The organism is Kitasatospora sp. NPDC041988 (assembly GCF_055588525.1).
Genome location: NZ_JBVJCO010000002.1, coordinates 278,626 through 303,234, shown reverse-complemented (window position 1 = coordinate 303,234; position 24,609 = coordinate 278,626). Strand labels below are relative to the sequence as shown.

At 71.6% G+C, this 24,609-nt stretch carries 18 protein-coding genes and 1 tRNA gene; 14 read left to right on the top strand and 5 right to left on the bottom strand.

Going from position 1 to position 24,609, the window contains the following annotated elements:
• Positions 1-5 precede the first annotated feature (5 nt).
• The gene (locus tag ACZ6NC_RS04275) at positions 6-677 is read right to left on the bottom strand and encodes a hypothetical protein (protein ID WP_465728788.1); all 672 of its coding nucleotides are present in this window, start codon (positions 675-677) and stop codon (positions 6-8) included.
• A 67-nt stretch (positions 678-744) separates the two neighbouring features.
• A complete protein-coding gene (gene polA, locus ACZ6NC_RS04270) occupies positions 745-3,429 on the bottom strand; it encodes a DNA polymerase I (RefSeq protein ID WP_465728961.1) in 2,685 nt (894 codons plus the stop codon).
• 310 nt (positions 3,430-3,739) lie between these two features.
• Here polA and ACZ6NC_RS04265 point away from each other — a divergent pair, with 310 nt between their 5' ends.
• The 6 genes from ACZ6NC_RS04265 (at position 3,740) to ACZ6NC_RS04240 (ending at position 10,558) form a co-directional block, all read left to right on the top strand.
• Positions 3,740-4,204 carry a PaaI family thioesterase gene (locus tag ACZ6NC_RS04265; protein ID WP_148645592.1) on the top strand — a complete coding sequence of 155 codons (465 nt, stop codon included), beginning with the start codon at positions 3,740-3,742 and terminating at the stop codon, positions 4,202-4,204.
• A gap of 575 nt (positions 4,205-4,779) precedes the next feature.
• Positions 4,780-6,012 carry a branched-chain amino acid ABC transporter substrate-binding protein gene (locus ACZ6NC_RS04260; RefSeq protein ID WP_465728786.1) on the top strand — a complete coding sequence of 411 codons (1,233 nt, stop codon included), beginning with the start codon at positions 4,780-4,782 and terminating at the stop codon, positions 6,010-6,012.
• A 127-nt stretch (positions 6,013-6,139) separates the two neighbouring features.
• Entirely contained in the window at positions 6,140-7,069 is a 930-nt protein-coding gene (locus ACZ6NC_RS04255) for a branched-chain amino acid ABC transporter permease (protein ID WP_465728784.1), read from the top strand.
• A gap of 5 nt (positions 7,070-7,074) precedes the next feature.
• Positions 7,075-9,009 (top strand): branched-chain amino acid ABC transporter permease, encoded by a 1,935-nt coding sequence (locus ACZ6NC_RS04250; RefSeq protein ID WP_465728959.1) that lies wholly within the window; start codon positions 7,075-7,077, stop codon positions 9,007-9,009.
• Between the two features lie 8 nt (positions 9,010-9,017).
• Positions 9,018-9,845, top strand: a complete 828-nt coding sequence (locus ACZ6NC_RS04245; protein WP_465545815.1) for an ABC transporter ATP-binding protein — start codon at positions 9,018-9,020, stop codon at positions 9,843-9,845.
• Positions 9,842-10,558, top strand: a complete 717-nt coding sequence (locus ACZ6NC_RS04240; protein WP_465728782.1) for an ABC transporter ATP-binding protein — start codon at positions 9,842-9,844, stop codon at positions 10,556-10,558. Before ACZ6NC_RS04245 ends, ACZ6NC_RS04240 begins: the two co-directional genes overlap by 4 nt.
• 57 nt (positions 10,559-10,615) lie before the next feature.
• Here ACZ6NC_RS04240 and ACZ6NC_RS04235 read toward each other — a convergent pair whose 3' ends face one another.
• Positions 10,616-11,305 (bottom strand): ANTAR domain-containing response regulator, encoded by a 690-nt coding sequence (locus ACZ6NC_RS04235; RefSeq protein WP_465728780.1) that lies wholly within the window; start codon positions 11,303-11,305, stop codon positions 10,616-10,618.
• A 62-nt stretch (positions 11,306-11,367) separates the two neighbouring features.
• On the opposite strand from ACZ6NC_RS04235, the gene ACZ6NC_RS04230 reads away from it, so the two are divergent.
• Positions 11,368-11,453, top strand: a tRNA-Leu gene (locus ACZ6NC_RS04230).
• 101 nt (positions 11,454-11,554) lie between these two features.
• Positions 11,555-12,343, top strand: a complete 789-nt coding sequence (locus ACZ6NC_RS04225; RefSeq protein WP_465728778.1) for a transposase — start codon at positions 11,555-11,557, stop codon at positions 12,341-12,343.
• A 42-nt stretch (positions 12,344-12,385) separates the two neighbouring features.
• Here ACZ6NC_RS04225 and pyk read toward each other — a convergent pair whose 3' ends face one another.
• Complete coding sequence (gene pyk, locus ACZ6NC_RS04220; protein WP_465728776.1) at positions 12,386-13,816, bottom strand: pyruvate kinase; 1,431 nt, start codon at positions 13,814-13,816, stop codon at positions 12,386-12,388.
• Positions 13,817-14,083: 267 nt separating this feature from the next.
• Here pyk and ACZ6NC_RS04215 point away from each other — a divergent pair, with 267 nt between their 5' ends.
• The 3 genes from ACZ6NC_RS04215 (at position 14,084) to ACZ6NC_RS04205 (ending at position 17,543) form a co-directional block, all read left to right on the top strand.
• Positions 14,084-15,193: a hypothetical protein gene (locus ACZ6NC_RS04215; RefSeq protein WP_465728774.1), complete on the top strand. Its 1,110-nt coding sequence runs from the start codon at positions 14,084-14,086 to the stop codon at positions 15,191-15,193.
• 18 nt (positions 15,194-15,211) lie between these two features.
• Positions 15,212-16,858 (top strand): VWA domain-containing protein, encoded by a 1,647-nt coding sequence (locus ACZ6NC_RS04210; RefSeq protein ID WP_465728773.1) that lies wholly within the window; start codon positions 15,212-15,214, stop codon positions 16,856-16,858.
• Between the two features lie 130 nt (positions 16,859-16,988).
• Positions 16,989-17,543, top strand: a complete 555-nt coding sequence (locus ACZ6NC_RS04205; protein ID WP_465728772.1) for a hypothetical protein — start codon at positions 16,989-16,991, stop codon at positions 17,541-17,543.
• Between the two features lie 61 nt (positions 17,544-17,604).
• Here the strand turns inward: ACZ6NC_RS04205 and ACZ6NC_RS04200 are convergent, their stop codons facing one another.
• On the bottom strand, positions 17,605-20,796 hold the full coding sequence (locus ACZ6NC_RS04200) for a helix-turn-helix transcriptional regulator (protein ID WP_465728771.1): 3,192 nt from the start codon (positions 20,794-20,796) through the stop codon (positions 17,605-17,607).
• A gap of 622 nt (positions 20,797-21,418) precedes the next feature.
• Between ACZ6NC_RS04200 and ACZ6NC_RS04195 the strand changes: the two genes are divergently transcribed.
• The 3 genes from ACZ6NC_RS04195 to ACZ6NC_RS04185 all read left to right on the top strand — a co-directional run bounded on the left by ACZ6NC_RS04195 (position 21,419) and on the right by ACZ6NC_RS04185 (position 24,546).
• Positions 21,419-22,117: a helix-turn-helix transcriptional regulator gene (locus tag ACZ6NC_RS04195; protein ID WP_465728957.1), complete on the top strand. Its 699-nt coding sequence runs from the start codon at positions 21,419-21,421 to the stop codon at positions 22,115-22,117.
• Positions 22,118-22,462: 345 nt separating this feature from the next.
• The gene (locus ACZ6NC_RS04190) at positions 22,463-24,292 is read left to right on the top strand and encodes a bifunctional metallophosphatase/5'-nucleotidase (RefSeq protein ID WP_465728769.1); all 1,830 of its coding nucleotides are present in this window, start codon (positions 22,463-22,465) and stop codon (positions 24,290-24,292) included.
• Positions 24,293-24,396: 104 nt separating this feature from the next.
• Complete coding sequence (locus tag ACZ6NC_RS04185; protein WP_465728767.1) at positions 24,397-24,546, top strand: hypothetical protein; 150 nt, start codon at positions 24,397-24,399, stop codon at positions 24,544-24,546.
• Positions 24,547-24,609: the final 63 nt, after the last annotated feature.

Here is a 24,609-nt window from a genome sequence, read left to right as displayed (position 1 = left end):
CCGGCTCAGCCGCCACCCGAGAAGCCGCCGGAGTTGGCGGAGGCCGAGCCGCCGGTGGTCCGGCCGGGCCCGCGCGTCGGGCGGGACCGGACGGTGCGCTCGGTGAACAGCTCGACCCGCACGCCGCCGGGGCCGAGCAGTGCGGTCAGGGCCCGGTGCAGCTGCTCCGGGTCGGTGCCGGCGGGCGGGGTCCACCGGAGATCGTCGCCGGCGAGGTCCAGGCGGACGAGGAGCTGCTCCTCGGCCGGCTGCGGATCGCCCGGGTGGGGTTCGGTGACCTTGTGCTCCAACCGGATGCCGCAGAGCCCGGCGAGCGGCTGCCAGGCGCCGGGGTGTCCGGCCCGGACCAGCCGGAACCTGTCCGGGGCCGCCGCCGGGGCGAACTCCAGCCGGTGGACGGTGGTGTACGCCAGCCGGGCCAGGAGCGGGACGGCCAACAGGTACTCGACGCCGGCGATCCCACCGGCCACCCGGCCGATGGTGGCGGCGGTCGCTCCGGCGAGCAGCATGAAGAACGCGACCAGCAGGGTCGGCACGGCCAGGACCAGCGGCGCGCCCAGCGCCGTCCCGAACGCGGTCAGGCAGTGCGCGAGCGCCCGGCGCCGCGTCCCGCCGCCCTCCCGGAGCACCAGGGCCGCCGACTCCGGCCCGCTCCGCAGCACCCCCGCAATCCCCATGGGACCAGGGTAGGAGCCGCGGGCGGATCCGGGAACCGGCTTGCGCCCGCGACTCCTTGACAGCGCGTCAGTGCGCGGCGACCTCCCAGTTGGCGCCGACGCCGACGGACACGTCGAGTGGGGCGCGCAGCGGGTAGGCACCGGCCATCTGCTCGCGGACGATCGCCTCGACCCGCTCGCGCTCGCCGGGGGCCAGCTCCAGCACGATTTCGTCGTGCACCTGGAGCAGCATCCGGGAGGTGAGGCCGGCGGCGGTCAGCGCCTCGTCGACCCGCAGCATGGCGATCTTGACGATGTCGGCGGCCGAGCCCTGGATCGGGGCGTTGAGGGCCATCCGCTCGGCCATCTCGCGGCGCTGGCGGTTGTCGCTGTTGAGGTCCGGCAGGTAGCGGCGGCGGCCGAGCAGGGTCTCGGTGTAGCCGGTGGCGCGGGCCTCGTCGACGACCCGGCGCAGGTAGTCGCGGACGCCGCCGAACCGCTCGAAGTAGGTGTCCATCAGGCCCTGGGCCTCGGCGGGCTTGATGCCGAGCTGCTGGGAGAGCCCGTAGGCGGAGAGCCCGTAGGCCAGGCCGTAGGACATCGCCTTGATCTTCCGGCGCATCTCGGCGTCGACCGCGTCCCCGGGGACCTCGAAGACCTGGGAGGCGACGGTGGTGTGGAGGTCCTCGCCGGTGGCGAAGGCCTCGATCAGGGCCTCGTCCTCGGAGAGGTGGGCCATGATGCGCAGCTCGATCTGCGAGTAGTCGGCGGTCAGCAGCGTCTCGTAGCCCTCGCCGACGACGAAGGCGCGGCGGATCATCCGGCCCTCCTCGGTGCGGACGGGGATGTTCTGCAGGTTCGGGTCCTGCGAGGAGAGCCGGCCGGTGGCGGCGACCATCTGGTTGAAGGTGGTGTGGATCCGCCCGGCCGGGGAGACCGTCTTGAGCAGGCCCTCGACGGTGGTGCGCAGCTTGGCCTGGTCGCGGTGGCGCAGCAGGATGACCGGCAGCTCGTTGTCGGTCTGGGTGGCGAGCCAGGTGAGCGCGTCGGCGTCGGTCGTGTAGCCGGTCTTGATCTTCTTGGTCTTGGGCAGGGCCAGCTCGCCGAAGAGGATCTCCTGGAGCTGCTTGGGCGAGCCGAGGTTGAACTCGTGGCCGGCCGCGGCGTGCGCCTCCTCCACCACGCGCTGGATCTCGGCGGCGAACTGGTTCTCCAGGCTCGTGAGCCAGGGGCGGTCGGCGGCGATGCCGGTGCGCTCCATCCGGGCCAGCAGGGCGGCGATCGGCAGCTCCATGTCGCGCAGCAGCTCGGTGGCGCCGACCTCGGCGAGGCGGGTGTCGAAGAGCGCGGCGAGGTCGAGCACGGCGCGGGCCTGGAGCATCAGCGCCTGGGCGGCGGCCGACGCGTCCTCGTCGGGGGCGTCGAAGGCGAGCTGGCCGGATTCGGCGGCGGGGGCCGGGGCGAGCGAGCGGGCCAGGTACTCCTCGGCGAGCACCTCCAGGGTGAAGGTGCGGCGGCCCGGCTTCTCCAGGTAGGCGGCGAGGGCGGTGTCGGCGACGACGCCCTCGATCCGCCAGCCGCGTTCGGCGAAGGCGCGCATGACCTGCTTGGCGATGTGCAGGGCCTTGGGGGCGGCCGGGTCGGCCAGCCAGTCGGCGAAGGCGCGTTCGTCCTCCTCGGCGAGCAGCGCCGGGTCGAACCAGGCGGCGGCCTCTCCGGCGGCGAGCGCCACCTCGGTGACCTCGCCAGCGCCGAGCGCCCACTGGTAGACGGCGGCGAGCGCGACGGGCGCCTTGCCGGTGGCGTGCTGCCGGATCCAGGCGGCGAGCGTGCCCGGGTCGGTGAGCAGCTCGCCGTCGACCTCAACGCCGGGGGCGAGCTCGGCGGCGGCCTCGGGCTCGGCGGCGGCCGGGTCGATGCCATAGACGCGGTCGCGGAAGTTGGCGTTGCGGAACTCCAGCGACTCCATCAGGGTGCCGACGGCCTCGCGGTCGAACGCGGCGCGGCCCAGGTCGTCGATGCCGAGCGGGAGTTCGACGTCGCGGACCAGTTCGGTGAGGATGCGGTTGCGCTTGACCGAGTCGAGGTGCTCGCGCAGCTTCTCGCCGATCTTGCCCTTCACCTCGTCGGCGCGGGTGACGAGTTCGTCGAAGGAGCCGAACTGGTTGACCCACTTGGCGGCGGTCTTCTCGCCGACGCCGGGGATGCCGGGCAGGTTGTCGGACGGGTCGCCGCGCAGCGCCGCGAGGTCGGGGTACTGGCGGGGGGTGACGCCGTACTTCTCGGCGACCTTCTCCGGGGTGTAGCGGGTGAGTTCGGAGACGCCCTTGGTCGGGTAGAGGACGGTGACGTGCTCGGTGACCAGCTGGAGCGAGTCCCGGTCGCCGGTGACGATGTCGACGTCGAAGCCGGCCGCCTCGGCGGCGGTGGCCAGGGTGGCGATGATGTCGTCGGCCTCGAAGCCCTCGACGGTCATCCGCGGGACGCGCATGGCGTCGAGGAGTTCACCGATCAGGGGGACCTGGCTGCGGAACTCGTCCGGCGTCTTGGCCCGGTTGGCCTTGTAGTCGGGGAACTCGGCGGAGCGGAAGGTCTGCCGGGAGAGGTCGAAGGCCACCGCGAGGTGGGTGGGCTGCTCGTCCCGGACGGTGTTGGCGAGCATCGAGGCGAAGCCGTACACCGCGTTGGTGGGCTGGCCGGTGGAGGTGTTGAAGTTCTCCACGGGCAGCGCGTAGAACGCCCGGTAGGCCATCGAGTGCCCGTCGAGCAGCATCAGCCGGGGCCGGGCCCCGCCGCCACCCGCCGCGCTCTTGTCCGTACTCTGCGTAGCCACGTCAACGTCCGTTCCTGCCGATTCCACTGCCGGTCACCGATCCTATGGCCCGGCACCGACAAAAGGGGCGCGCCGGAGCCGGTGCCCGCCGCCCGCACCGCCGCCCGCACCCACCCCCCGCCCACACCGGCCGCCCGCCGGGCCGGGCACCGACGCGCCAGCCCCCCGAGGCGACCGCTACCGCCGAGTAGGACGGTCGTACGATCACTGGCAGCACGATGACGTGACCCCAAGCGGCAGGAGCTCCCCCATGACCGAAGCTGCCCCCGACGCGGCCCCCGTCCTGAAGGTCCCGCAGGAGGTGCTGGACCACTTCGCCAAGCTCGGCGTCGACCCGGCGACCTTCTCCGGCGGCCACCTCGGCGAGAAGCTCGGCATCCGGATCGTCGAGGCCTCGGGCGACCGTGTGGTCGGCACCATGCCGGTCGAGGGCAACCAGCAGCCGTACGGGCTGCTGCACGGCGGCGCCTCGGCGGCGCTGGCCGAGACCCTCGGCTCGGTCGGCGCGATGCTGCACGCCGGCCCGGGCCGGTACGCGGTGGGCGTGGACCTCAACGCCACCCACCACCGCTCGGCCACCTCCGGGCTGGTCACCGGGGTGGCGACCGCCGTGTTCAAGGGGCGCACCGCCGCCACCTACGAGATCGCGATCACCGACGACACCGGCCGGCGGGTCACCAGCTGCCGGCTGACCTGCATGCTCCGCGACCTCTGACGCGCCGTCGGCCGGCCGGCCCTCCCCGGACGGTCCGGCCGACCGTCAATTCCCTTGTCCGCCCCCTTGTTTGACCTTCGACTGCCCTGGGCAGGCGTTGGTCTATACAAGGGGGCGTTGTCATGTTGGCAGACTTTCAGAATGTAACACTGCGTAACAGCTAGGAAATCCGAGCATTCCGCACCTCCCGGACCCCGTGTCGACCCGGGATTCCGGCGTCAGCCTCTCCATCGTCCGTTATTCGGACGCACACGCCCGAAACCAGCACCGCGAACGGTCGCGTCCGATTATCGGAGAGGCCAGGAGTGACCCGCATTTCTGGGCCTTACATCCACCTACCAGCGAGTAGATGCCCGGTAGTACAGGATCGATCGAACCGAAACGACCACATAGTGAGACGGGCGCTCCGTGTGCTCATAACAAGAGAATCACAGCCTCGCCACACCCCTGCCCGGGGCGCCGAACGGCATCTAGAGTCACGGCCAGTCACCGCGCCACCGGATCGGGCCAGACCCACCGCGCATCCGGTTCCCGCCATCGCGGCGCGGCGCCCTCCCGAACCGAAGGGGACCCTCGTGCGTCACCGTTCAGCAGTTGTCGTGAGCATTGCCGTGATCGGCGCCCTGAGCCTCAGCGCCTGCGGCTCCCGCGACGAGAAGAAGTCCGGGGACGGCAACAACGCCGGGTCCAGCACCACCGTCACCATCGGCGTCGACGCCCCGCTCACCGGCGACCTCTCCGCCCTCGGCCTCGGCATCCGCAACTCCGTCGAGCTCGCGGTCAAGCAGGCCAACGAGAAGAACGAGGTGCCCGGCGTCAAGTTCCAGATCAAGGCCCTGGACGACACCGCCAAGCCCGCCCCCGGCCAGCAGAACGCCACCCAGCTGGTCGCCGACAAGGACGTCATCGGCGTCGTCGGCCCGCTCAACTCCAGCGTCGCCCAGTCCATGCAGCAGATCTTCAACGACGCCAACCTCGTCCAGATCTCCCCCGCCAACACCGGCGTCGCCCTCAGCCAGGGCGAGAAGTGGGCCAGCGGCACCAAGGCCCGCCCCTTCAAGTCCTACTTCCGCACCGCCACCACCGACGCCGTCCAGGGCCCCTTCGCCGCCCAGTTCCTGGCCAAGGACGCCAAGAAGACCAAGGTCTTCCTCATCGACGACCAGAAGACCTACGGCGCCGGCCTCGCCGCCACCTTCAAGGGCGAGTTCACCAAGCAGGGCGGCAACATCGTCGGCGAGGAGCACGTCAACCCCGACGACCGCGACTTCTCCGCCGTCGTCACCAAGGTCAAGACCTCCGGCGCCGAGGCCGTCTACTACGGCGGCGAGTACCCCGCCGCCGGCCCGCTCTCCCTCCAGCTCAAGGACGCCGGCGTCAACATCCCGCTGATGGGCGGCGACGGCATCCAGAGCGGCGACTTCATCAAGCTCAACCCCAAGAGCCAGGGCGACTACGCCACCGCCGTCGGCCTGCCCGTCGAGCAGCTCCCCACCGCCGCCAAGTTCATCGCCGACTACAAGGCCGCCGGCTACAAGGACGCCTACGAGACCTACGGCGGCTACTCCTACGACAGCGGCTGGGCCATCATCCAGGCCGTCAAGGCCGTCGTGACGGCCAACAACGGCAAGCTCCCCGACAACCCGCGCGCCAAGGTCGTCGAGGCCGTCCAGAAGGTCTCCTTCGACGGCGTCACCGGCAAGGTCTCCTTCGACGAGTTCGGCGACACCACCAACAAGCAGCTCACCGTCTACGCCGTCAAGGACGGCAAGTGGGCCGTGGAGAAGTCCGGCACCTTCAACGGCTGAACCTGACCCAGCGTCAGCAGAACCACAGCACGTCGGAGTTACCCGCGCGGGGGCGCCACGAGTGCCCCCGCGCGCCTCACATCCACCACCCACGCGGACCCACCCCACGCACAACGGAGGCCCAGCGGTGCACGACCTACCGCAGCAGCTGGCCAACGGCCTGATCCTCGGCGCCCTCTACGGGCTCGTCGCGATCGGCTACACGATGGTCTACGGCATCGTCCAGCTCATCAACTTCGCCCACGGCGAGATCGTCATGGTCGGCGGCTTCGGCGCCCTGACCGCCTACCTCGCCCTCCCCGGCGGCACCACACTCTGGCTGGCCCTACCGCTGATGCTGATCGCCGGCATCCTGGTCTCCACCCTCACCGCCGTCGCCGCCGAGCGCTTCGCCTACCGGCCGCTGCGCACCGCCCCCCGGCTCGCCCCCCTGATCACCGCGATCGGCCTGTCGATCGTCCTCCAGCAGCTGGTCTTCTCCTTCTACCCCGACGCCAAGAAGGCCCGCGTCTTCCCGAAGATCCCCGGCGACCCCTTCGAGCTCGGCTCCGTCACCATCCAGCGCAGCGACATCTTCCTGATCATCGCCGCCCCGCTCTGCATGCTCGCCCTCGGCTGGTTCGTCACCCGCACCCGCTCCGGCCGCGCCATGCAGGCCACCAGCCAGGACCCCGACACCGCCAAGCTCATGGGCATCGACACCGACCGGATCATCGTCATGGCCTTCGCCATCGGCGCCGCCTTCGCCGCCGTCGCCGCCGTCGCCTACGGCCTGCGCAGCGGCCAGGTCGACTTCCGAATGGGCTTCATCCTCGGACTCAAGGCCTTCACCGCCGCCGTCCTCGGCGGCATCGGCAACATCTACGGCGCCATGCTCGGCGGCGTCGCCCTCGGCCTCGCCGAAGCCCTCGCCACCGGGTACATCCAGCACCTCCCCGGCATGCACCTCTTCGGAGGCGGCGCCTGGAAGGACGTCTGGGCCTTCGTACTCCTCATCGTCGTGCTGCTCGTCCGGCCCCAAGGCCTGCTCGGCGAGCGCGTCGCGGACAGGGCGTGAGCACCATGACCACCACCCCCAACACCGAGACCACCCCGGTCATCCCGCTGCCCGCCCGCGCCGCCGCCCTCCTCACCGGCCTCGGCGCCGCCGCCACCGCCGGCTCCGCCCTGATGTCCTGGACCTGGACCTCCGAATTCCCCGGCGACCTCACCTACTTCGGCTCCCCCGCCGGCCTCCAGTGGCTCGCCCTCACCGCCGGACTCCTCACCCTCGTCCTGCTGCTCGCCACCCAGGGCGTCCCCGGCCTGCGCTGGGCCGCCCCCACCCGCAGCAACAACGCCGTCCTCCTCGCCGCCGCCGGCGCCGCCGCCGTCGCCTGGTTCTCCATCACCGCCATCGCCGTCGACCTCGGCGGCCTCGCCAACCTCGAACCCGGCGGCTGGATCCTCGGCGCCGGCTCACTGCTCACCCTCGCCGGCGCCCTCGGCCTCCCCCTCGACCGGCGCACCGACGTCAAACTGCGCATCCTCGACCGGCGGCTCTTCCTCCTCGTCCCGATCGCCCTGATCGCCTACCTCGGCGCCAACGCGATCCCCGAGAGCAAGCCCGTCGCCCCCGTCATGACCGCCCTCGCCAACGGCGTGGTCATCGCCGCAGCCGCCGTCCTGCTCATCCAGCTCGGCCACCTCGCCCACCACTGGCTGCGCCTGGGCACCATCGCCCGGCCGCTCCCCGCCGCCCGCGAACTCCCCTCCTGGGCCGAGGTCCTGCTCATCGTCGTGGCCTTCGCCATCGGCCTGTTCGCGATCACCTTCGGCATCGACACCGAGTACGGCGAGCTCTTCATCGGCTACCTGCTGCTCGCCGCCACCGTCGTCCCCGCGATCACCAGGTCCGGTCTGCTGCCCCGGCTGCGCGCCCTGACCGTCAAGTACCGCTCGGTCACCACCGGCGCCGCGTTCGCCGCCGCCGCCAGCTTCCCGTTCACCCAGACCAGCGACCAGTACACCTCGGTCGCCGCCAACATCCTGATCTTCGCCACCGTCGCCCTCGGCCTCAACATCGTCGTCGGCCTCGCCGGCCTGCTCGACCTCGGGTACGTCGCCTTCCTCGGCGTCGGCGCCTACGCCGCCGCCCTGGTCTCCGGCTCCCCCGCCTCGCCGATCCACGTCCAGTTCCCGTTCTGGGCCGCGATGCTGACCGGCGCCGTCGTCTCCATGGTCTTCGGCGTCCTCATCGGCGCCCCCACCCTGCGACTGCGCGGCGACTACCTCGCCATCGTCACCCTCGGCTTCGGCGAGATCTTCCGCATCACCATGCTCAACCTCAACGGCACCACCGGCCCCAAGATCACCAACGGGTCGAACGGCATCCCGCGGATCCCCGACCTCAACATCCTCGGCTGGGACCTCGGCAAGCCCACCACGATCTTCGGCATCGAACTCGGCCGCTTCTCCAACTACTACCTGCTGATGCTGCTGGTCACCGCCCTCGTGGTACTGGTCTTCGCCCGCGTCGGCAACTCCCGGATCGGCCGCGCCTGGGTCGCCATCCGCGAGGACGAGACCGCCGCCGAAGCCATGGGCATCAACGGCTTCCGCCTCAAGCTCCTCGCCTTCGCCCTCGGCGCCTGCCTCGCCGGCCTCGCCGGCACCGTCCAGGCCCACGTCAGCTACACCGTCACCCCCGACCAGTACACCTTCGCCGAGGCCCTGCCGCCCAACTCCGCCTTCCTGCTCGCCGCCGTCATCCTCGGCGGCATGGGCACCATCAGCGGACCGCTGGCCGGCGCCACCCTCCTCTTCCTCGTCCCGAAGAAGCTCGAATTCCTCTCCAACTACCAGCTGCTCGCCTTCGGCATCGCCCTCATCGTGCTGATGCGCGTCCGCCCCGAAGGGCTCATCCCCAACCGGCGCCGCCAACTGGAGTTCCACGAGGCCTCGATCCCGGCACAGCCCACCGGCGACGCCACCGCACTCACCAAGGCAGGGGCGTGAACAGCCAGATGACCACCACCGACGCCCCCAGCACCCCCGCCGTCGCCAAGCCCCTCCTCGAGGTCTCCGGCGTCACCATGCGGTTCGGCGGCCTCACCGCCGTCAACAACGTCTCCCTCACCGTCGGCGAAGGCGAGATCATCGGTCTCATCGGCCCCAACGGCGCCGGCAAGACCACCTTCTTCAACTGCCTCACCGGGCTCTACGTCCCCACCGAAGGACGCGTCGCCTACCAGGGCACCGTGCTCCCCCCGAAGCCGCACCTCGTCACCCAGGCCGGCATCGCCCGCACCTTCCAGAACATCCGGCTCTTCGCCAACATGACCGTCCTGGAAAACGTCCTCGTCGGCCGCCACAGCCGCACCAAGGAAGGCCTCTTCTCCGCCATCCTCCGCGGCCCCGGCTACCACCGCGCCGAAGCCGAGAGCCGCGCCCGCGCCATGGAACTCCTCGAGTTCACCGGGCTCGCCGACAAGGCCGAGCACCTCGCCCGCAACCTCCCCTACGGCGAGCAGCGCAAGCTCGAAATCGCCCGCGCCCTCGCCTCCGACCCCGGCCTGCTCCTCCTCGACGAGCCCACCGCCGGCATGAACCCCCAGGAGACCAGGGCCGCCGAGGAACTCGTCTTCGCCATCCGCGACCGCGGCGTCTCCATCCTCGTCATCGAGCACGACATGCGGTTCATCTTCAACCTCTGCGACCGCACCGCCGTCCTCGTCCAGGGCCAGAAGATCGTCGAAGGCGACCGCGAAACCGTCCAGAACGACGAACGCGTCATCACCGCCTACCTCGGCGCCCCGCTCGAAGGCACCACCGCTTCGGAGGACAACCAGTGACCGCGCTCCTTGAGGTCGAGGACCTCCGCGTCTCCTACGGCAAGATCGAAGCCGTCAAGGGCATCAGCTTCACCGTCAACCAGGGCGAGGTCACCACCCTCATCGGCACCAACGGCGCCGGCAAGACCACCACCCTGCGCACCCTCTCCGGGCTCCTCAAGCCCACCAGCGGGACGGTGGTGTTCGACGGGCAGCCGCTGAACACCGTCCCCGCCCACAAGATCGTCGCCCTCGGCCTCGCCCACTCCCCCGAAGGCCGGCACATCTTCCCCCGCATGACCATCGAGGAGAACCTGCTCCTCGGCGCCTTCCTGCGCAGCGACACCGCCGGCATCGCCGCCGACGTGGAACGGGCCTACGGCCTCTTCCCCATCCTCGGCGAGCGCCGGAAGCAGGCCGCGGGCACGCTGTCCGGCGGCGAGCAGCAGATGCTCGCGATGGGACGGGCACTGATGTCCCAGCCCAAGCTGCTCATGCTGGACGAGCCGTCGATGGGCCTCTCGCCGCTGATGATGCAGAAGATCATGGCGACCATCGTCGAGCTGAAGTCCTCCGGCACGACGATCCTGCTGGTCGAGCAGAACGCCCAGGCGGCGCTGTCGCTCTCCGACCAGGGATACGTGATGGAGACCGGCCGGATCGTCCTCCAGGGCACCGGCGCCGACCTGCTCCACGACGAGTCCGTGCGCAAGGCGTACCTCGGCGAGGACTGACCGACCCGCACACGGCGAGGGGCCCCGTCCGACCGGACGGGGCCCCTCTCGTGCTTCTCAGCCCTCGGCCTTGCCCTCGTCGGCCTTCTTCTTGTCCTGGGCCTCGCCTTCCTCGATCACGGCCTCCGCAACCGCGGCCATCGTCATGCGACGGTCCATCGAGGTCTTCTGGATCCACCGGAACGCGGCCGGCTCGTTCAACCCGAACTTGGTCTGCAGGACACTCTTCGCCCGGTCCACCAGCTTCCGGGTCTCCAGCCGCTGGGTGAGATCGGCGATCTCCTCCTCCAGCGTCCGCATCTCCGTGTACCGGGAGACGGCCATCTCGATCGCCGGCACCAGGTCGCTCTTGGAGAACGGCTTCACGATGTACGCCATCGCGCCCGCGTCCCGCGCCCGGTCCACCAGCTCGCGCTGCGAGAACGCGGTCAGCATCAGGACGGGCGCCAAGTGCGCCTCGTGGATCTGCTCGGCGGCGGAGAGCCCGTCCAGGACGGGCATCTTCACGTCCAGGATCGCCAGATCCGGCCGCAGCTCCTCGACCAGCTTGAGCGCCGTCGCCCCGTCCCCGGCCTCGCCGACGACGGTGTACCCCTCCTCTTCGAGCATCTCCTTCAGATCGAGACGGATCAACGCCTCGTCCTCGGCGATCACAATCCGGGTGATCTGGGGCATATCGGTCTCAAGCGGCTCGGCCTGCTCGTCGGCGGTGCTCACGGGGCTCCTCATTCCGGCGGGGTACTGCATGCACGAGGGTACCTAGCTGCGCCGGACAACGTGCGCAGGGTATCCTTCACGGGCGCGAACTTGCCGGGTTGGTGGAAGGGCAGACACGATCGCCTCAAAAGCGATTGCTCGAAAGGGCGTGTGGGTTCGAATCCCACACTCGGCACCAGATTTTCCCTCTTATTCCCAGGTGATGGGAAGTTCATCACATCTGATGGTCCATGCGCGAACCATCCATTGCCCGGCCGCTCGGCTCCCATGCTGGCGCACATGACCACCCCATCTGTGCGCGAACAAGCCGTCCACCTCCTGCGCCGCGGCGTCCGCAATGCCGAAGTAGCCAGGCGCCTCGGCGTCCCTCCCGGCACGGTCTCCTGGTGGAAGCACGAGGATCTCGCCAGACACGGCAAGCTCCCCGGCCGCAAGCGCTCCGCCTGCATGCACTGCTACGGCGACGAGCTGGACCGTCCCGCCTACGCCTACCTGCTCGGCCTCTACCTCGGCGACGGCCACATCCTGCTTCCCAACGATTACCGCAGAACCCAGAGCCTTCAGATCACCTGCGACGACCACTGGCCCGGAATCACCGACTCCGTCGAACGTGCCATCCGCCAGGTCCTCCCCAACAACAAACCCTGCCGCGTGAGGCGTACCGGCTGCCACGACGTCAAGGTCTACTCGAATCACCTGACCTGCCACTTCCCCCAGCATGGCCCCGGCAAGAAACATGAGCGCCTCATAGCCCTGGAACCCTGGCAGCAGGAGATCGTCGACGCCCACCCCTGGGAGTTCCTCCGGGGCCTCATCCACTCCGACGGCTGCCGCATCACCAACTGGGCGACCCGCACGGTCGGCGGCGTCAAAAAGCGCTATGAGTACCCGCGCTACTTCTTCACCAACACCTCCACCGACATCACGCGCCTCTTCACCAGCACCCTCGACGCCGTCGGCGTCCAGTGGAAGGCGTCGATCCCCCGTCCCACCGGCCAGGTGAACGTCTCCGTCGCCCGCAAGGAGTCCGTCGCCCTCATGGACACCCACATCGGCCCCAAGTACTGATGGCGGCACGCTCCATGAGCGTGCCGCCATCAGGGAGCGGTGTCAGTCGTCCAGCGTGCCCACGTGGTGGACGCGGACGAGGTTGGTGGAGCCGGCGAGGCCGGGCGGGGAGCCGGCGGTGATGACGACGATGTCGCCCTTGCGGCAGCGGCCGAGGGAGAGCAGCGCGGCGTCGACCTGTTCGACCATCTCGTCCGTGGTGGCCGCGAAGGGGCCGAGGAAGGTCTCGACGCCCCAGGTGAGGGCGAGTTGGCTGCGGACGGCGGGTTCGTAGGTGAAGGCGAGGACGGGGATGGGCGAGCGGTAGCGGGTGAGGCGGCGGGCGGTGTCGCCGGACTGGGTGAAGGCGACGAGGTACTTGGCGCCGAGGAAGTCGCCGATCTCGGCGGCGGCGCGGGCTACGGCGCCGCCCTGGGTGCGGGGCTTGTTGGAGGCCGTGAGCGGCGGCAGGCCGGCGGCGAGGATGTCCGCTTCGGCCGCCTCGATGATGCGGCCCATGGTCTTGACCGTCTCGACGGGGTACTTGCCGACGGAGGTCTCGCCGGAGAGCATCACGGCGTCCGTCCCGTCGAGGACGGCGTTGGCGACGTCGGAGGCCTCGGCGCGGGTGGGGCGGGAGGCGTTGATCATCGAGTCGAGCATCTGGGTGGCGACGATGACGGGTTTGGCGTTGCGCCTGGCCAGTTTGATCGCGCGCTTCTGGACCATCGGGACCTGTTCGAGGGGCATCTCCACGCCCAGGTCTCCGCGGGCCACCATGATGCCGTCGAAGGCGTCGACGATGGAGTCGAGGTTCTCGACCGCCTGCGGCTTCTCGATCTTGGCGATGACGGGGACGAAGCGTCCTTCCTCCGCCATGACCCGGTGGACGTCCTCGATGTCGCGGCCGCTGCGGACGAAGGAGAGGGCGATGAGGTCGGCGCCGGTCCGCAGGGCCCACCGCAGGTCGGCGACGTCCTTGTCGCTGAGCGCGGGCACGGAGACGGCGACGCCGGGGAGGTTGAGGCCCTTGTGGTCGGAGACGAGGCCGCCTTCGATCACGGTGCAGCGGACGAGGGGCCCGTCGACCTTCACGACCTCCAGGGTGACCCGGCCGTCGTCGACGAGGATCCGCTCGCCCTGGGTGACGTCGGCGGCGAGGCCGGCGTAGGTGGTGCCGCAGATGTTCTGGTCTCCGACGACGTCCTTGTCGGTGGAGATGGTGAACTCGTCGCCGCGTTCGAGAAGTACCGGCCCGTCGGCGAAGGTGTCGAGTCGGATCTTCGGGCCTTGAAGGTCGGCGAGCACGCCGACGCTGCGGCCGGTCTCGTCCGCGGCCTTGCGGACCCGGCGGTAGCGCTCCTCGTGCTCGATGTGGGAGCCGTGGCTCAGGTTGAATCGGGCGATGTCCATCCCGGCGTCGACCAGGGACTTGATCTGGTCGTACGAGTCGGTGGCGGGCCCGAGGGTACAGACGATTTTTGCTCGGCGCATACCCCTGAGCGTAGGCATTACCGGCGCGTAACATCGACGTGCGTCCGGACAGGGGGATGACCTTTGCCGGAAGGCGAGTTGAACAATCTGACACATGCTCGGACAGATGTGCGCGCGGGCGGCCGGCAGCCGTTCGCCGATGCGATTCCGTGAAGGGGTGTTCACCCCCGGTTCACCGTGACTTCCGCCGCCGCTCGCGGCCCGGCGGGACGCTCGTCACCCGGGTGGGAGCCCGGGCAGGGATCCGACGAGGGGGAATCGTCCGGCATGAGGCGTGTGTTCGGGGTACTGGCGGCGCTGGCGCTGCTTGCCGGGGTGGGGGTCGCGCTGCTCTGGTCGGATGACGATCCTCCCGGTTCGGGCAAGGTCGTCACCATCTCCGGTCTGATCGGCTCGGAGAAACGGGAGTTCTTCGCCGACCCGGATGTCATCGCGGAGCTGCAGAAGCAGGGCCTCAAGGTCATCACCGACACCACCGGCTCGTGGCTGATGGGGGAGAGTGATCTCGCGCGGTACGACTTCGCCTTCCCGGCCAGCCTGTCGCCCGCGGAGGAGATCCGCAAGCAGCGGCAGATCAAGAGCGAGCCGGTGCGGCCGTTCTACTCGCCGCTGGTGGCGCTGGCCCACCAGTCGATGGCGGAGGTCCTCAAGGACAACGGTCTGGCCGCCCAGAGCGAGTCGGATCCCAAGGTCTGGACGCTCAGGATGGACGCCTATCTGAAGGCCGTCCAGGAGGGCCGGAAGTGGCAGGACCTCAAGGGGGCGAGCAGCCACAACGAGTTGAAGGGCCTGCTCTTCCTCACCACCACCGACCCGTCCACCTCCTCCTCCGGGGCGCTGTACCTGGCGACGATCTCGTACCTGGCCAACGGCCACCAGGTGGTGTCGGACGATGCCGGGGTGGGCCTGGTCAAGGACGTGGTCCGACAGGTGACGTCGGTGCAGGGTGACCAGAAGACCAGCAGTGACGGCCCGTTCAAGGACTTCCTGTCCGGGGTGGGCAACGGGCCGGTGCTGGCGTACGAGTCGCAGGTGGCGGCGCTGACCGCGAAGGGCGTGTCCACGCCCGGTGGTTCGGCGGGCGATCTGGTGGTGCTCTATCCGGACACCACGGTGTTCAGCGACCACACGCTGGTGGCGTTGAAGCCGGGGGCCGAGAAGCTCGCCGAACTGCTGCGGGACGACCAGGTGTTGCGTGATCTGGAGGCCAAGTACGGCTTCCGTCCGCAGGCCGACCCGCTGGCGCTCAGCAAGGCCGTCCGCAACAAGCCGGGCCCGGCCTACGCGCCCGATCTGGCGGCGGCGGGCGTGCAGCAGGCGCAGGTGCCGACGGTGGCGGTCCTGAACAAACTGATCAACGCGGCCAAGGGGAAGTGACGGGGGATGGCGACGGCGATGCGTGTGAAGACCGCGGCCAGGCGCGGCGGCCGGGTGCTCGCGGCGGGGCTGGCTCTGCTGGTGGCGACGGCGTGCACCTCCTCATCGGGCTCGTCTCCGGCCCCCCGGCCGACGGACGCGCCTGCGCCGACCGCGCAGGCGGGTGTGCTGCGGATTCTGGCCGGCAGTGAACTTCAGGACATGGCACCGGTGTTGGAGGAGGCGCAGAAGGCGACCGGGGTGACGGTGCAGTTCGCCTGGACGGGTTCGCTGGACGGTGCGGACGCGGTCTCCTCGGGGCGGGCGGACGGCAAGTACGACGCGGTGTGGTTCCCGTCCAACCACTATCTGCGGTTGGACGATTCGGGCCGGTCGAAGCTGCTGTCGGAGACGCCGGTGATGGTGTCGCCGGTGGCGGTGGGGGTGCGTTCGGCGACGCTCGGCGAGCTCGGCTGGGGCGACGGTTCGAAGGTGAGCTGGGCGCAGGTGGCGGACGCGGCCTCGGCCGGCAAGCTGGCGTACGGGATGGCGGATCCGTCGCGGTCGAATTCGGGTTTCTCGGCGCTGGTCGCGGTGGCGTCGGCGTTCTCGGGGGCGGAGTCGGCGCTCACCGATGCGGATGTGCAGAAGGCGACGCCGTCGCTGAAGAAGTTCTTCACCGGGCAGAAGCTGACGTCGGGTTCGTCGGGCTGGCTGGCGCAGGCGTACAGCCGGGCGGAGCAGGGCCGGGTGGGGGCGCTGGTGAACTACGAGTCGGTGCTGTTGTCGATGAACAGGACGCTGTCGGAGGGGCAGCGGTTGACGGTGGTGCGGCCGACGGATGGGGTGGTGTCGGCGGACTATCCGTTGACGCTGCTCGGTTCGTCGGCGCAGCGTGAGCGGGATTCGTTCCAGCGGTTGACGGCGTATCTGCTGAAGGATGATGTGCAGAAGCGGATTTCGGAGCTGACGTTGCGCCGTCCGGTGGCGGCGGGTGCGGCGCCTGCGTCGTCGTTGCCGGCCGACCGGCGGCGTGAACTGCCGTTCCCTGGTTCGAAGTCGGTGGCGGATGGGCTGCTCGCGTCGTACCAGAACGAGCTACGGCGCCCGTCGCGGACGGTGTATGTGCTGGACACGTCGGGTTCGATGGCGGGTGACCGGTTGGCGTCGTTGAAGAAGGCGTTGGGGCGGTTGACGGGGGTGGATGACACGCGGGGGGTGCGGCGGTTCCGCAACCGTGAGGAGGTGACGCTGATGTCTTTCGCATCGAAGGTGAAGTCGGCGAAGACGCATGCGGTGCCGGCGACCGATTCGCAGCAGGAGCTTGCGTCGATCAACGCGGATGTGCAGGCGCTGTCGGCGGATGGCGGTACGGCGGTGTACAGCTCGGTGGAGGAGGCGTACAAGCTGATCGAGCGGCAGCAGGCCGATGCCAAGGATGACCGGTTCACGTCGATCGTGGTGATGACGGACGGCGAGAGCAACGAGGGTGCGTCGGACCGGGATTTCAAGGACTTCTACAACGGGCTCTCGTCGTCGCAGAAGGCGGTGCCGGTGTTCCCGATCCTGTTCGGTGATGCGGCGAAGGGGCAGTTGCAGGGGATCGCGGATCTGACCGGGGGCAAGTTGTTCGACGGGACGGGTTCTCTGGACGGGGCGTTCGAGGAGATCCGTGGGTACCAGTAGCGGTACCGGCCCCGGTCCCATCGGCCCCGGTCCTGGTCCTGGTCCTGGTCCTGGTCCCGGTCCCGGTGGGGCTGATGGGCCTGGCGGTTCCAACGGCCGTGGGGGTGGCGGGGGTTCGGGCGGGCGGCGGGTGCTGGGGTACCTGGAGTCGACCCGGAACCTGGTCGGTTGCGCGGCCGGTGCGGGCGGGCTGGGGCTGCACTTCGCGGGGCTGGGCGGTGCGTGGTGGCCGGGGATCGTGGCCGCGTTGTACGGCGCGGGGGTGCTGCTCTGGCCGGGAGGGCCGGGCGGACAGGGCGGACAGGGCAGGCAGGGTGGACGGGGCGGCACGGGCACGTCGGGCGGGCAGGGCGGCACCGGCGGGCAGGCCGGTGCGGGCGGTCCGGGCCGGCCGCAGCCCCCGCGGGGCTGGGAGGAGCTGGACGAGCTGCGGGTCTACCTGCGGGGCGTGCCTCGGCCGCAGGACCGGGCGAAGCTGGACGCGGTGCTGGAGGGGCTGCTGGACCGGCTGGCGGAGCTCGGGCCGCGGCCGTCCACCGAGCTGGTGGTCGGCCGGCGGCTGCCGGTGGCGGTGGACGGCTACCTGCGGGCCCGGACGTGGGAGCCGTGGCGGACGGATGCGGGCGACGCGGGGGCGGAACTCGCCCACGAGGTCGAGCTGATGGCGGCGGGCCTGACCGGCTGATCGGCCGGGGTGTGGAGCCCGGGGCGGGCCTGAGCCGGGGCGTGGAGCCTGCGGGCCCGTCTCAGCCCTCCAGCACCCCCGCCAGCTCCGCCCGGCGCCGGACGCCGAGCTTGCGGAAGCTGTTGGTCAGGTGCGTCTCCACCGTCCGCAGCGCGAGGTGCAGCATCGCGGCGATCTCCGCGTTGGAGTTCCCGGCGGCCGCCAGCCGGCAGATCCGCAGCTCGCTGTCGGTCAGTGCCTCGGCCCCGGCGTGCTCGCCGCGGCCGAGCCGGGCGCCGGAGGCGCGCAGCGACTCCACCGCGACCGTCCGCAGCCGGACGGCGCCGAGTTGTTCGGCGCGGACGGCGGCCTCGCGCAGGGCCCGGCGGCCGGCGCCGCGCCGGCCGCCGTCGGCGAGCAGCCGGCCGTAGGTGATCAGCGCGGGGATCAGTTCGGTCTCGATCTCGGCGCCGCGCAGGAGTTCGACGGACTCGGCGGCGAGGTCGAGCCCGTGTCGGCCGCCGGTGGCGGCGGCGAGGGCGCGCAGGGCGCGGCCGACGGTGCGCGGGGTGCCCCAGACGCGGGCGAGCCGCAGCTCCTCCTCGGCGAGGGCGACGGCGGGGCCGGGTTCGCCGAGTAGGGTGTGGCAGTCGGCGGCGGCGGACCGCCAGGGGGTGACGATCGGGCTCAGGACCTGCCGTTCGTCCTGTCGGCGTCCGCATTCCATCAGGTCGGCGAGGGCCTCGGCGGGCTCGCCGGTGGCGAGGCGGAGCATGCCGCGGGCGTACAGGTACTCGTTCCACTCCCAGGAGCCCTGGGCGCGGTCGGCGGCGACGGCGCGGGCCAGGCCATGGGCCTGCCAGTACCGGCCGGTCTCGGTGAGGGCGAGGACGGCCTGGGCGACCAGGTGGGCGTTCTGCTGGCCGAGCAGTCCGGCGTAGCGGGCGCGGGCGGCCTCGGTGCCGGCGGCTCCGTCCGTTCCGTGCCGGTGCTGTCGGTGGGGGTCGTGTGCGTGCCGGTCCGGCCCGTGGCCGTCGGGGCCGGTGGCGGGCCCGTTCTCCGGTGGGGTGCCGCACCACCAGGACCAGACCGACCGCTCCTGGCGCTCCGGCCGCTCCGACCGCTCCGACCGCTCCGGCCACTCGGGCCACTCCGGCCTGACCTGCGGCGTCCGGCCGACGGCCTCACCGAGCTCGCGCGCCCCGGGGTGCGCGCCCCCGGACGGCGCCGGGCCGGTGAGGGCGAGGTCGTCCAGCAGCGCCTGGTACTCCCCCCGCATCACCCGCGCCTCGGCTCGGACGCTCAGCAGGCACTGGTAGCCCGGGTCCAGCGAGGGCCCTCGGTACGCGGCGAGGCCGCGCTCCACCAGCCGGTCTGCCTCGGGGAGCAGGTCGGCCCACTGGGCCAGGGTGGCCGCGGAGACCAGGACGTAGGAGCGGCAGAGCGGGTCGACCGGGGCGTCGAGCAGCTCCCGGATCCGCCCGGCGACCTCGGTGGCGGCCAGCACCCCGCTGGTCGAGTCGAACTCGGTGAGCAGCGCGTACGCGGGCGGCGCGGGCCGCTGGGTGCTGCGGGCGGCGAACCGTCGGACGCCCTCGACGATCTGGAGCCAGCTCTTCCCGTCGTGCGCGGCGATCAGGGCGGCGGCGGCCTGCACGGCGTGGACGAGGTCGTCCCGGTCGGCGAAGCGCTCGGCCAGTTCCTCCATCAGCTCCAGCGCGGCGGGGGTGTCGCCGCGGGCGGCGAGGACGGCGCCGAGCGTGTTGGCGGTGCGGAAGACGCCCTCGTCGGACTGCTGGAGGTGGACGGCCTCGGCGAGGTGGCGGACGCCGGCGGTGCGCTCGTCCGGGCCGAGGGTCACCTCCAGGCTGCCGAGTTCGGTGAGGACCAGGCCGCGCCGGCGGTCGCCGAGCGGTTCGGCGAGGACGCGGCGCAGCAGGGTGACGGCGTCGGCGGGGCGGTCGGCGTCGGCGGCTTTGCGGGCGGCGCAGCGCAGGGTGTCGGCGGCCCAGCGGGGGCCGGGGGCGGGGGTGAAGAGCAGGTGTCCGGCGACGCGTTCGTCGGGGGCGCCGGCGCGGTGCAGGAAGGCGGCGGCGGCGCGGTGGACGTGGGCGCGGTGGCCGGGTTCGTGTCCGGTGAGGACGGCGTCGGCCAGCAGCGGGTGGGTGAATCGGGGCCAGTGGCCGGGGCCGGGGTCGTCGAGCAGGCCCTGGGTGGTGAGGTCGGCGAGCCAGCCGGCGAGCTGGTCGGGGTCGGCGTCGGCGAGTTCGGCGAGCATGGGCGTGGGGTCGCTGTGGCCGGCGCCGGGCAGTGGTGCGGTGCGGGCGGCGGGGTGTTCGTGCATCCGGGCGATGACGCGGGCGGCGCTGAGGGCGCGGTCGCCGCCGCTGCGCAGCCAGGCCTCGACGGCTTCGGGGAAGGCGTCGCCGGGCAGCCGGGCGCAGGTGTCGGGGAGGGCCGGCGGGGCGGGTCGGTCGGGGTGGTGGTGCAGGTCGGTGAGGAGGGCGGTGAGGAGCAGGGGGTTGCCGCCGGTGGCGCGGACGCAGTCGGCGGTGAGGGCGGTGGGGGTGCCGGGGCCGAGGTGGTGTTCGGCGAGCCGGGTGGTGGCGGAGGTGTCGAGGGGGCCGAGCGGGGCGGTCTCGGCCAGTCCGGGGGGCAGGTCGCGGACGAAGCGGGTGTGCGGCGTGCCGAGGACGGACTGGCGGCGTTCGGTGGCGAGGAGGAGGACGGGCAGGCGGTCGATCCGGCGGGCGACCTGGAGCAGCCAGTCGCGGGAGGGGCGGTCGGCGTGGTGGATGTCGTCGACGGCGAGCAGGACGGGGCTGTGGGCGGCGTGCAGGCGCAGCAGGGCCCAGAGGTCGGCGGCTGCGGGCTCTTCGGGCCGGTCGGGCTGGTCCGTCCGGCCTGTCCTGATGGTCTGTCCGGCCCATCCGGACGGGTCGGAACGGTCGGCGCGGTCGAGGCGTTCGGCGCGGACCGGGCCGGCCTCGGGGCCGGTCTCGAACAGCTGGCGGGCGGCCGCGTACGGGGTGCCGGCCTCGTCGGCCGAGCAGCGGGCCCAGAGCACGGTGGTGCCCTCGGCGGCCGCGCGGCGGGCGGCCTCGGCGAGCAGGGTGCTGCGGCCGGTGCCGGCGGCGCCGGTGAGCAGCAGGACGCCTCCGGCGCCGGTCCGGGCGCGGTCGGCGAGGGCGGCGATCCGGTCCAGCTGGGGGTCGCGGGCCGTGAGGGGCGCGCGGGCGGCCTGCTGCGGTCGGCGGATCCTGACGGTCCTCATCTGCTTCCCCTCCCCGTGGTTCCTTCCGGCGTGGCCGGTCGGGCACTCTTCGCCCTCATCCGGGGAAACGGCTTGACGGTGTGTCAACGCCTGGGCTAGTGATGTGATTCTCGTCGCACCCCGTCCGGGCGGGTACGGCGGGGCCCGCCCCGGGCCCGGCGCGGCCCCTGGTTGTCCGTACAACCTTGTCCGTCCAACCGGCCGTCCGGTACCGCTCCGCACCCTACCTCCGGCCCGCCGCCAGGGGCGTTGCCATCGTGCCGGGGCGGTGGTGCCGGGGCGGTGGTGCCCTGCTGCGCGGATGGCGCCGGGGTGCCGTGCCGAGGTGCCGGGGCCGCCGGGCGGCCCGATCTCGTGGTGGACCACGATGGCCGGGGCCGCCCACGGCGGGAAAGCATGGGAGTCAACTCGGGCACGCCGCTCCGGGTACCCGGGGGCACCGCTGCCCCGGGACGCGTCACCGCACGGCCCCCCGTCCGGTCGAGTCCATGCAACGCCCTCAGGCGCCGCATACCGGTCGTCCGGGTGGCGGGCCGGGATTCTCCAGGAGGGGGCCAGATTGACTGTCCTGCACACCGAGCCCGACCACCGCGGCACGGCCCGGCGGGTGCCCGCGACGACGATGCCGCGCACCGTCCCGTCCCAGCGCCCCGCGCCCGCCCGCCACGCCCCCGCGCCCGCCGCCTCCCCGGCCGGCGGCGTCCGTACCGGCGTGGTGGTGCGGGCCGCGGACCCGATCTCGCGGGCCGGTGCGGAGGCGCAGCTGCGCCGCCACCCGGGCCTGGAGCTGGTGGCGGACGACGCGGGGGCGCCCGGCGCCGTCACCGTGCTGCTCGCCGAGTCGGCGGACGCCGCCGTGGTGGCGACGCTGCGCCGGCTGGTGCGCGGCGCCGACCAGAAGGTGGTGCTGGTCGTCGAGCGGATGCGCGAGGCCGAGCTGCTGGAGGCGGTGGAGTGCGGGGTGGCCGCGATCCTCTGGCGGCGGGAGGCGACCGCCGAGCGGCTGGGGCGGGCGGTGCTCGCCGCGGCGCGCGGCGACGGTGATCTGCCGGCCGACCTGCTGGGCCGGCTGATCAGCCAGGTGGGCCGGTTGCAGCGGAGCGTCCAGGGGATGCCGGGGCACGCGCCGGCGGGGCTGTCGGAGCGCGAGTCGGATGTGCTGCGGCTGGTCGCCGAGGGCTGGGACACCGGGGAGATCGCGGCCCGGTTGTCGTACTCCGAGCGCACCGTCAAGAACGTGCTGCACGGCCTGACCACCCGGCTGCAGTTGCGCAACCGGGCGCACGCCGTCGCCCACGCCGTGCGCGAGGGCTACATCTAGGACGCTGGTCCTCTCCTTTCGGGCAGCCATTCCACCCGCCCGCCGTGCCCGCACGGCGTGGCGGGTGGCGTGTTTTCCGGGCGAGCACTTCCGTACCCCGCGGCGCCGCTCTTCCGGTCCGGCCGTACCCTGCGGCGCCCGCCCGGCCGCGCTCTTCGGGTCCGGCCGTACCCTGCGGCATCCGCCCGGCCGTGTCACGAACGAGTCGCCAAGATCTCACCTGCTGGAAACGTCCCGGGGCTATCAATCCGCGAGGCCGCGCGGCAAACTTCTACGCGCGTACCTCTACGCGCGTCACCACACTATTGACGGTCCGTCCGCAGTCCCCACCCGGGAGAGTCGTCCATGCCCCTGAACCGCCGTGACTTCGTCACCCGGTCCGCCGCCACCGCCGCCGGCGCCGCCCTCGCCGGTGGCGTCACGCTCGCCGCCGCCTCCCCCGCCGCGGCGGCCGGTCCGGACGACGCCCGCGCCAAGGGCAAGCCGGCCAAGAAGCAGGCCTTCACCGTCATGGGCACCACCGACCTGCACGGCCGGGTGCTGAACTGGGACTACTTCACCGACGCGGTGTACGCCGACAAGGCGCACAACGAGGTCGGCCTCGCCAAGATCTCCAGCCTGGCCAAGCAGGTCCGTGAGGAGAAGGGCTGGGACCGCTGCCTGCTCATCGACGCGGGCGACATCATCCAGGGCACCCAGCTGACCTACTACTTCGCCCGCGTGGAGCCGATCGCCACCGACGCGGACACCGCCCCCGAGCACCCGATGGCGCTCGCCATGAACCTCATGGAGTACGACGCGGCAGCGCTCGGCAACCACGAGTTCAACTACGGCATCCCCACCCTGCGGGCTTTCGAGGAGCAGTTGGACTTCCCGCTGCTGGGTGCCAACGCGCTGCACGCGAAGGACGAGAAGCCCGCCTTCAAGCCGTTCGTCATCAAGGAGCTGCACCTGGGCGGCGGGCGGCCCCTGAAGGTGGGCATCCTCGGTCTGACCAACCCCGGCATCGCGATCTGGGACAAGGCCAACGTCGCCGGCAAGATGGTCTTCCCCGGCATCGTGGAGATGGCGAAGAAGTACGTCCCCCGGATGAAGGCCGCGGGCGCCGACATCATCGTGGTGTCCGCCCACTCCGGCATCGACGAGCCGACCACGTACGGCGACCAGCTGCCCTGGCCGGAGGACGCCTCGGGCGAGATGGCCGAGACCGTCCCGGACATCGACGCGGTGCTGGTGGGCCACACCCACAAGGAGGTGGCGCAGCGGCTGATCGTCAACAAGCAGACCGGCAAGACGGTGGTGCTCTCCGAGCCGCTCTGCTGGGGCCAGCGGCTGACCTGCTTCGACTTCGAGGTGGAGTTCGACCGGGGCGCGTGGAAGCTGGTCTCGCTCTCCTCCCGGGTGCTGAACTCCAACACGGTGCCGGAGGACCCGGAGATCGCGAACGCGCTGGCGGACCAGCACAAGAAGGTCGTCGCGTACGTCAACCAGCCGATCGGCACGTGCAAGGCCGAGCTGTCGATCGCCGAGGCCCGGTTCAGGGACACCCCGATCATCGACCTGATCGGCCGTGTCCAGGCCGACGTCGTGCGGGAGGCGCTGTCCGGCGGCCAGTACGCCAAGCTTCCGGTGCTGGCGCAGGCCGCGCCGTTCAACCGCACCGCCCTGATCCCGGCCGGGCAGGTCAAGCTGCGGGACGCCGCGGGGCTGTACATCTACGAGAACACCCTGGAGGCCCGCATCCTGACGGGCGCCCAGATCAAGGACTACCTGGAGTACTCGGCGAAGTACTACGCCCAGGTCGCCCCCGGCGCGCCGATCGACAAGGACGCCCTGACCAACGCGCAGACCACGCCGGACTACAACTACGACGCGGTGTACGGCGTCTCGTACGACATCGACATCTCGCAGCCGGTCGGCTCGCGGATCGTCAACCTGTCGTTCGACGGCAAGCCGATCGACCCGGCCGCCCAGTTCGTGCTGGCCGTCAACAACTACCGCGCCAACGGCGGCGGCAACTTCCCGCACGTCGCGAAGGCCCAGATGGTGTGGGCCAACTCCGACGAGATCCGCAACGCGATGATCGCCTGGGTGAAGGCCAAGGGCGTCATCGACCCGGCCGACTTCGCCGGCGAGTCGTGGCGGCTCGTCCGCGCCGGCCAGCCGGTGTTCTGAGCCCGCTGAGCACGACGGCAGCCCCGGACCGCATCGGCGGTCCGGGGCTGCCGTCGTCCGGCCGGACCCCGGGAGAACGACCCCGGCGGTGAGAGGATGGCGGCATGACCGGGTCCCGTGGCTCCGAACGGCACGCCCGGCTGCTGGCGTACGCGCCGAGGTGGACCGGCAGGTTCGGCGACCGGGTGCCGATTCCGGCGCCTTTCGCCTTCGACCTCGCCACCGAGGACCTGATCCGCTGCCCGGCCGCCTGAGCCGGCGCTGCGACGCACACCGCGGCAGACGGCGGCGGAGCCCCCGGCAGACGGCAGGGGGCT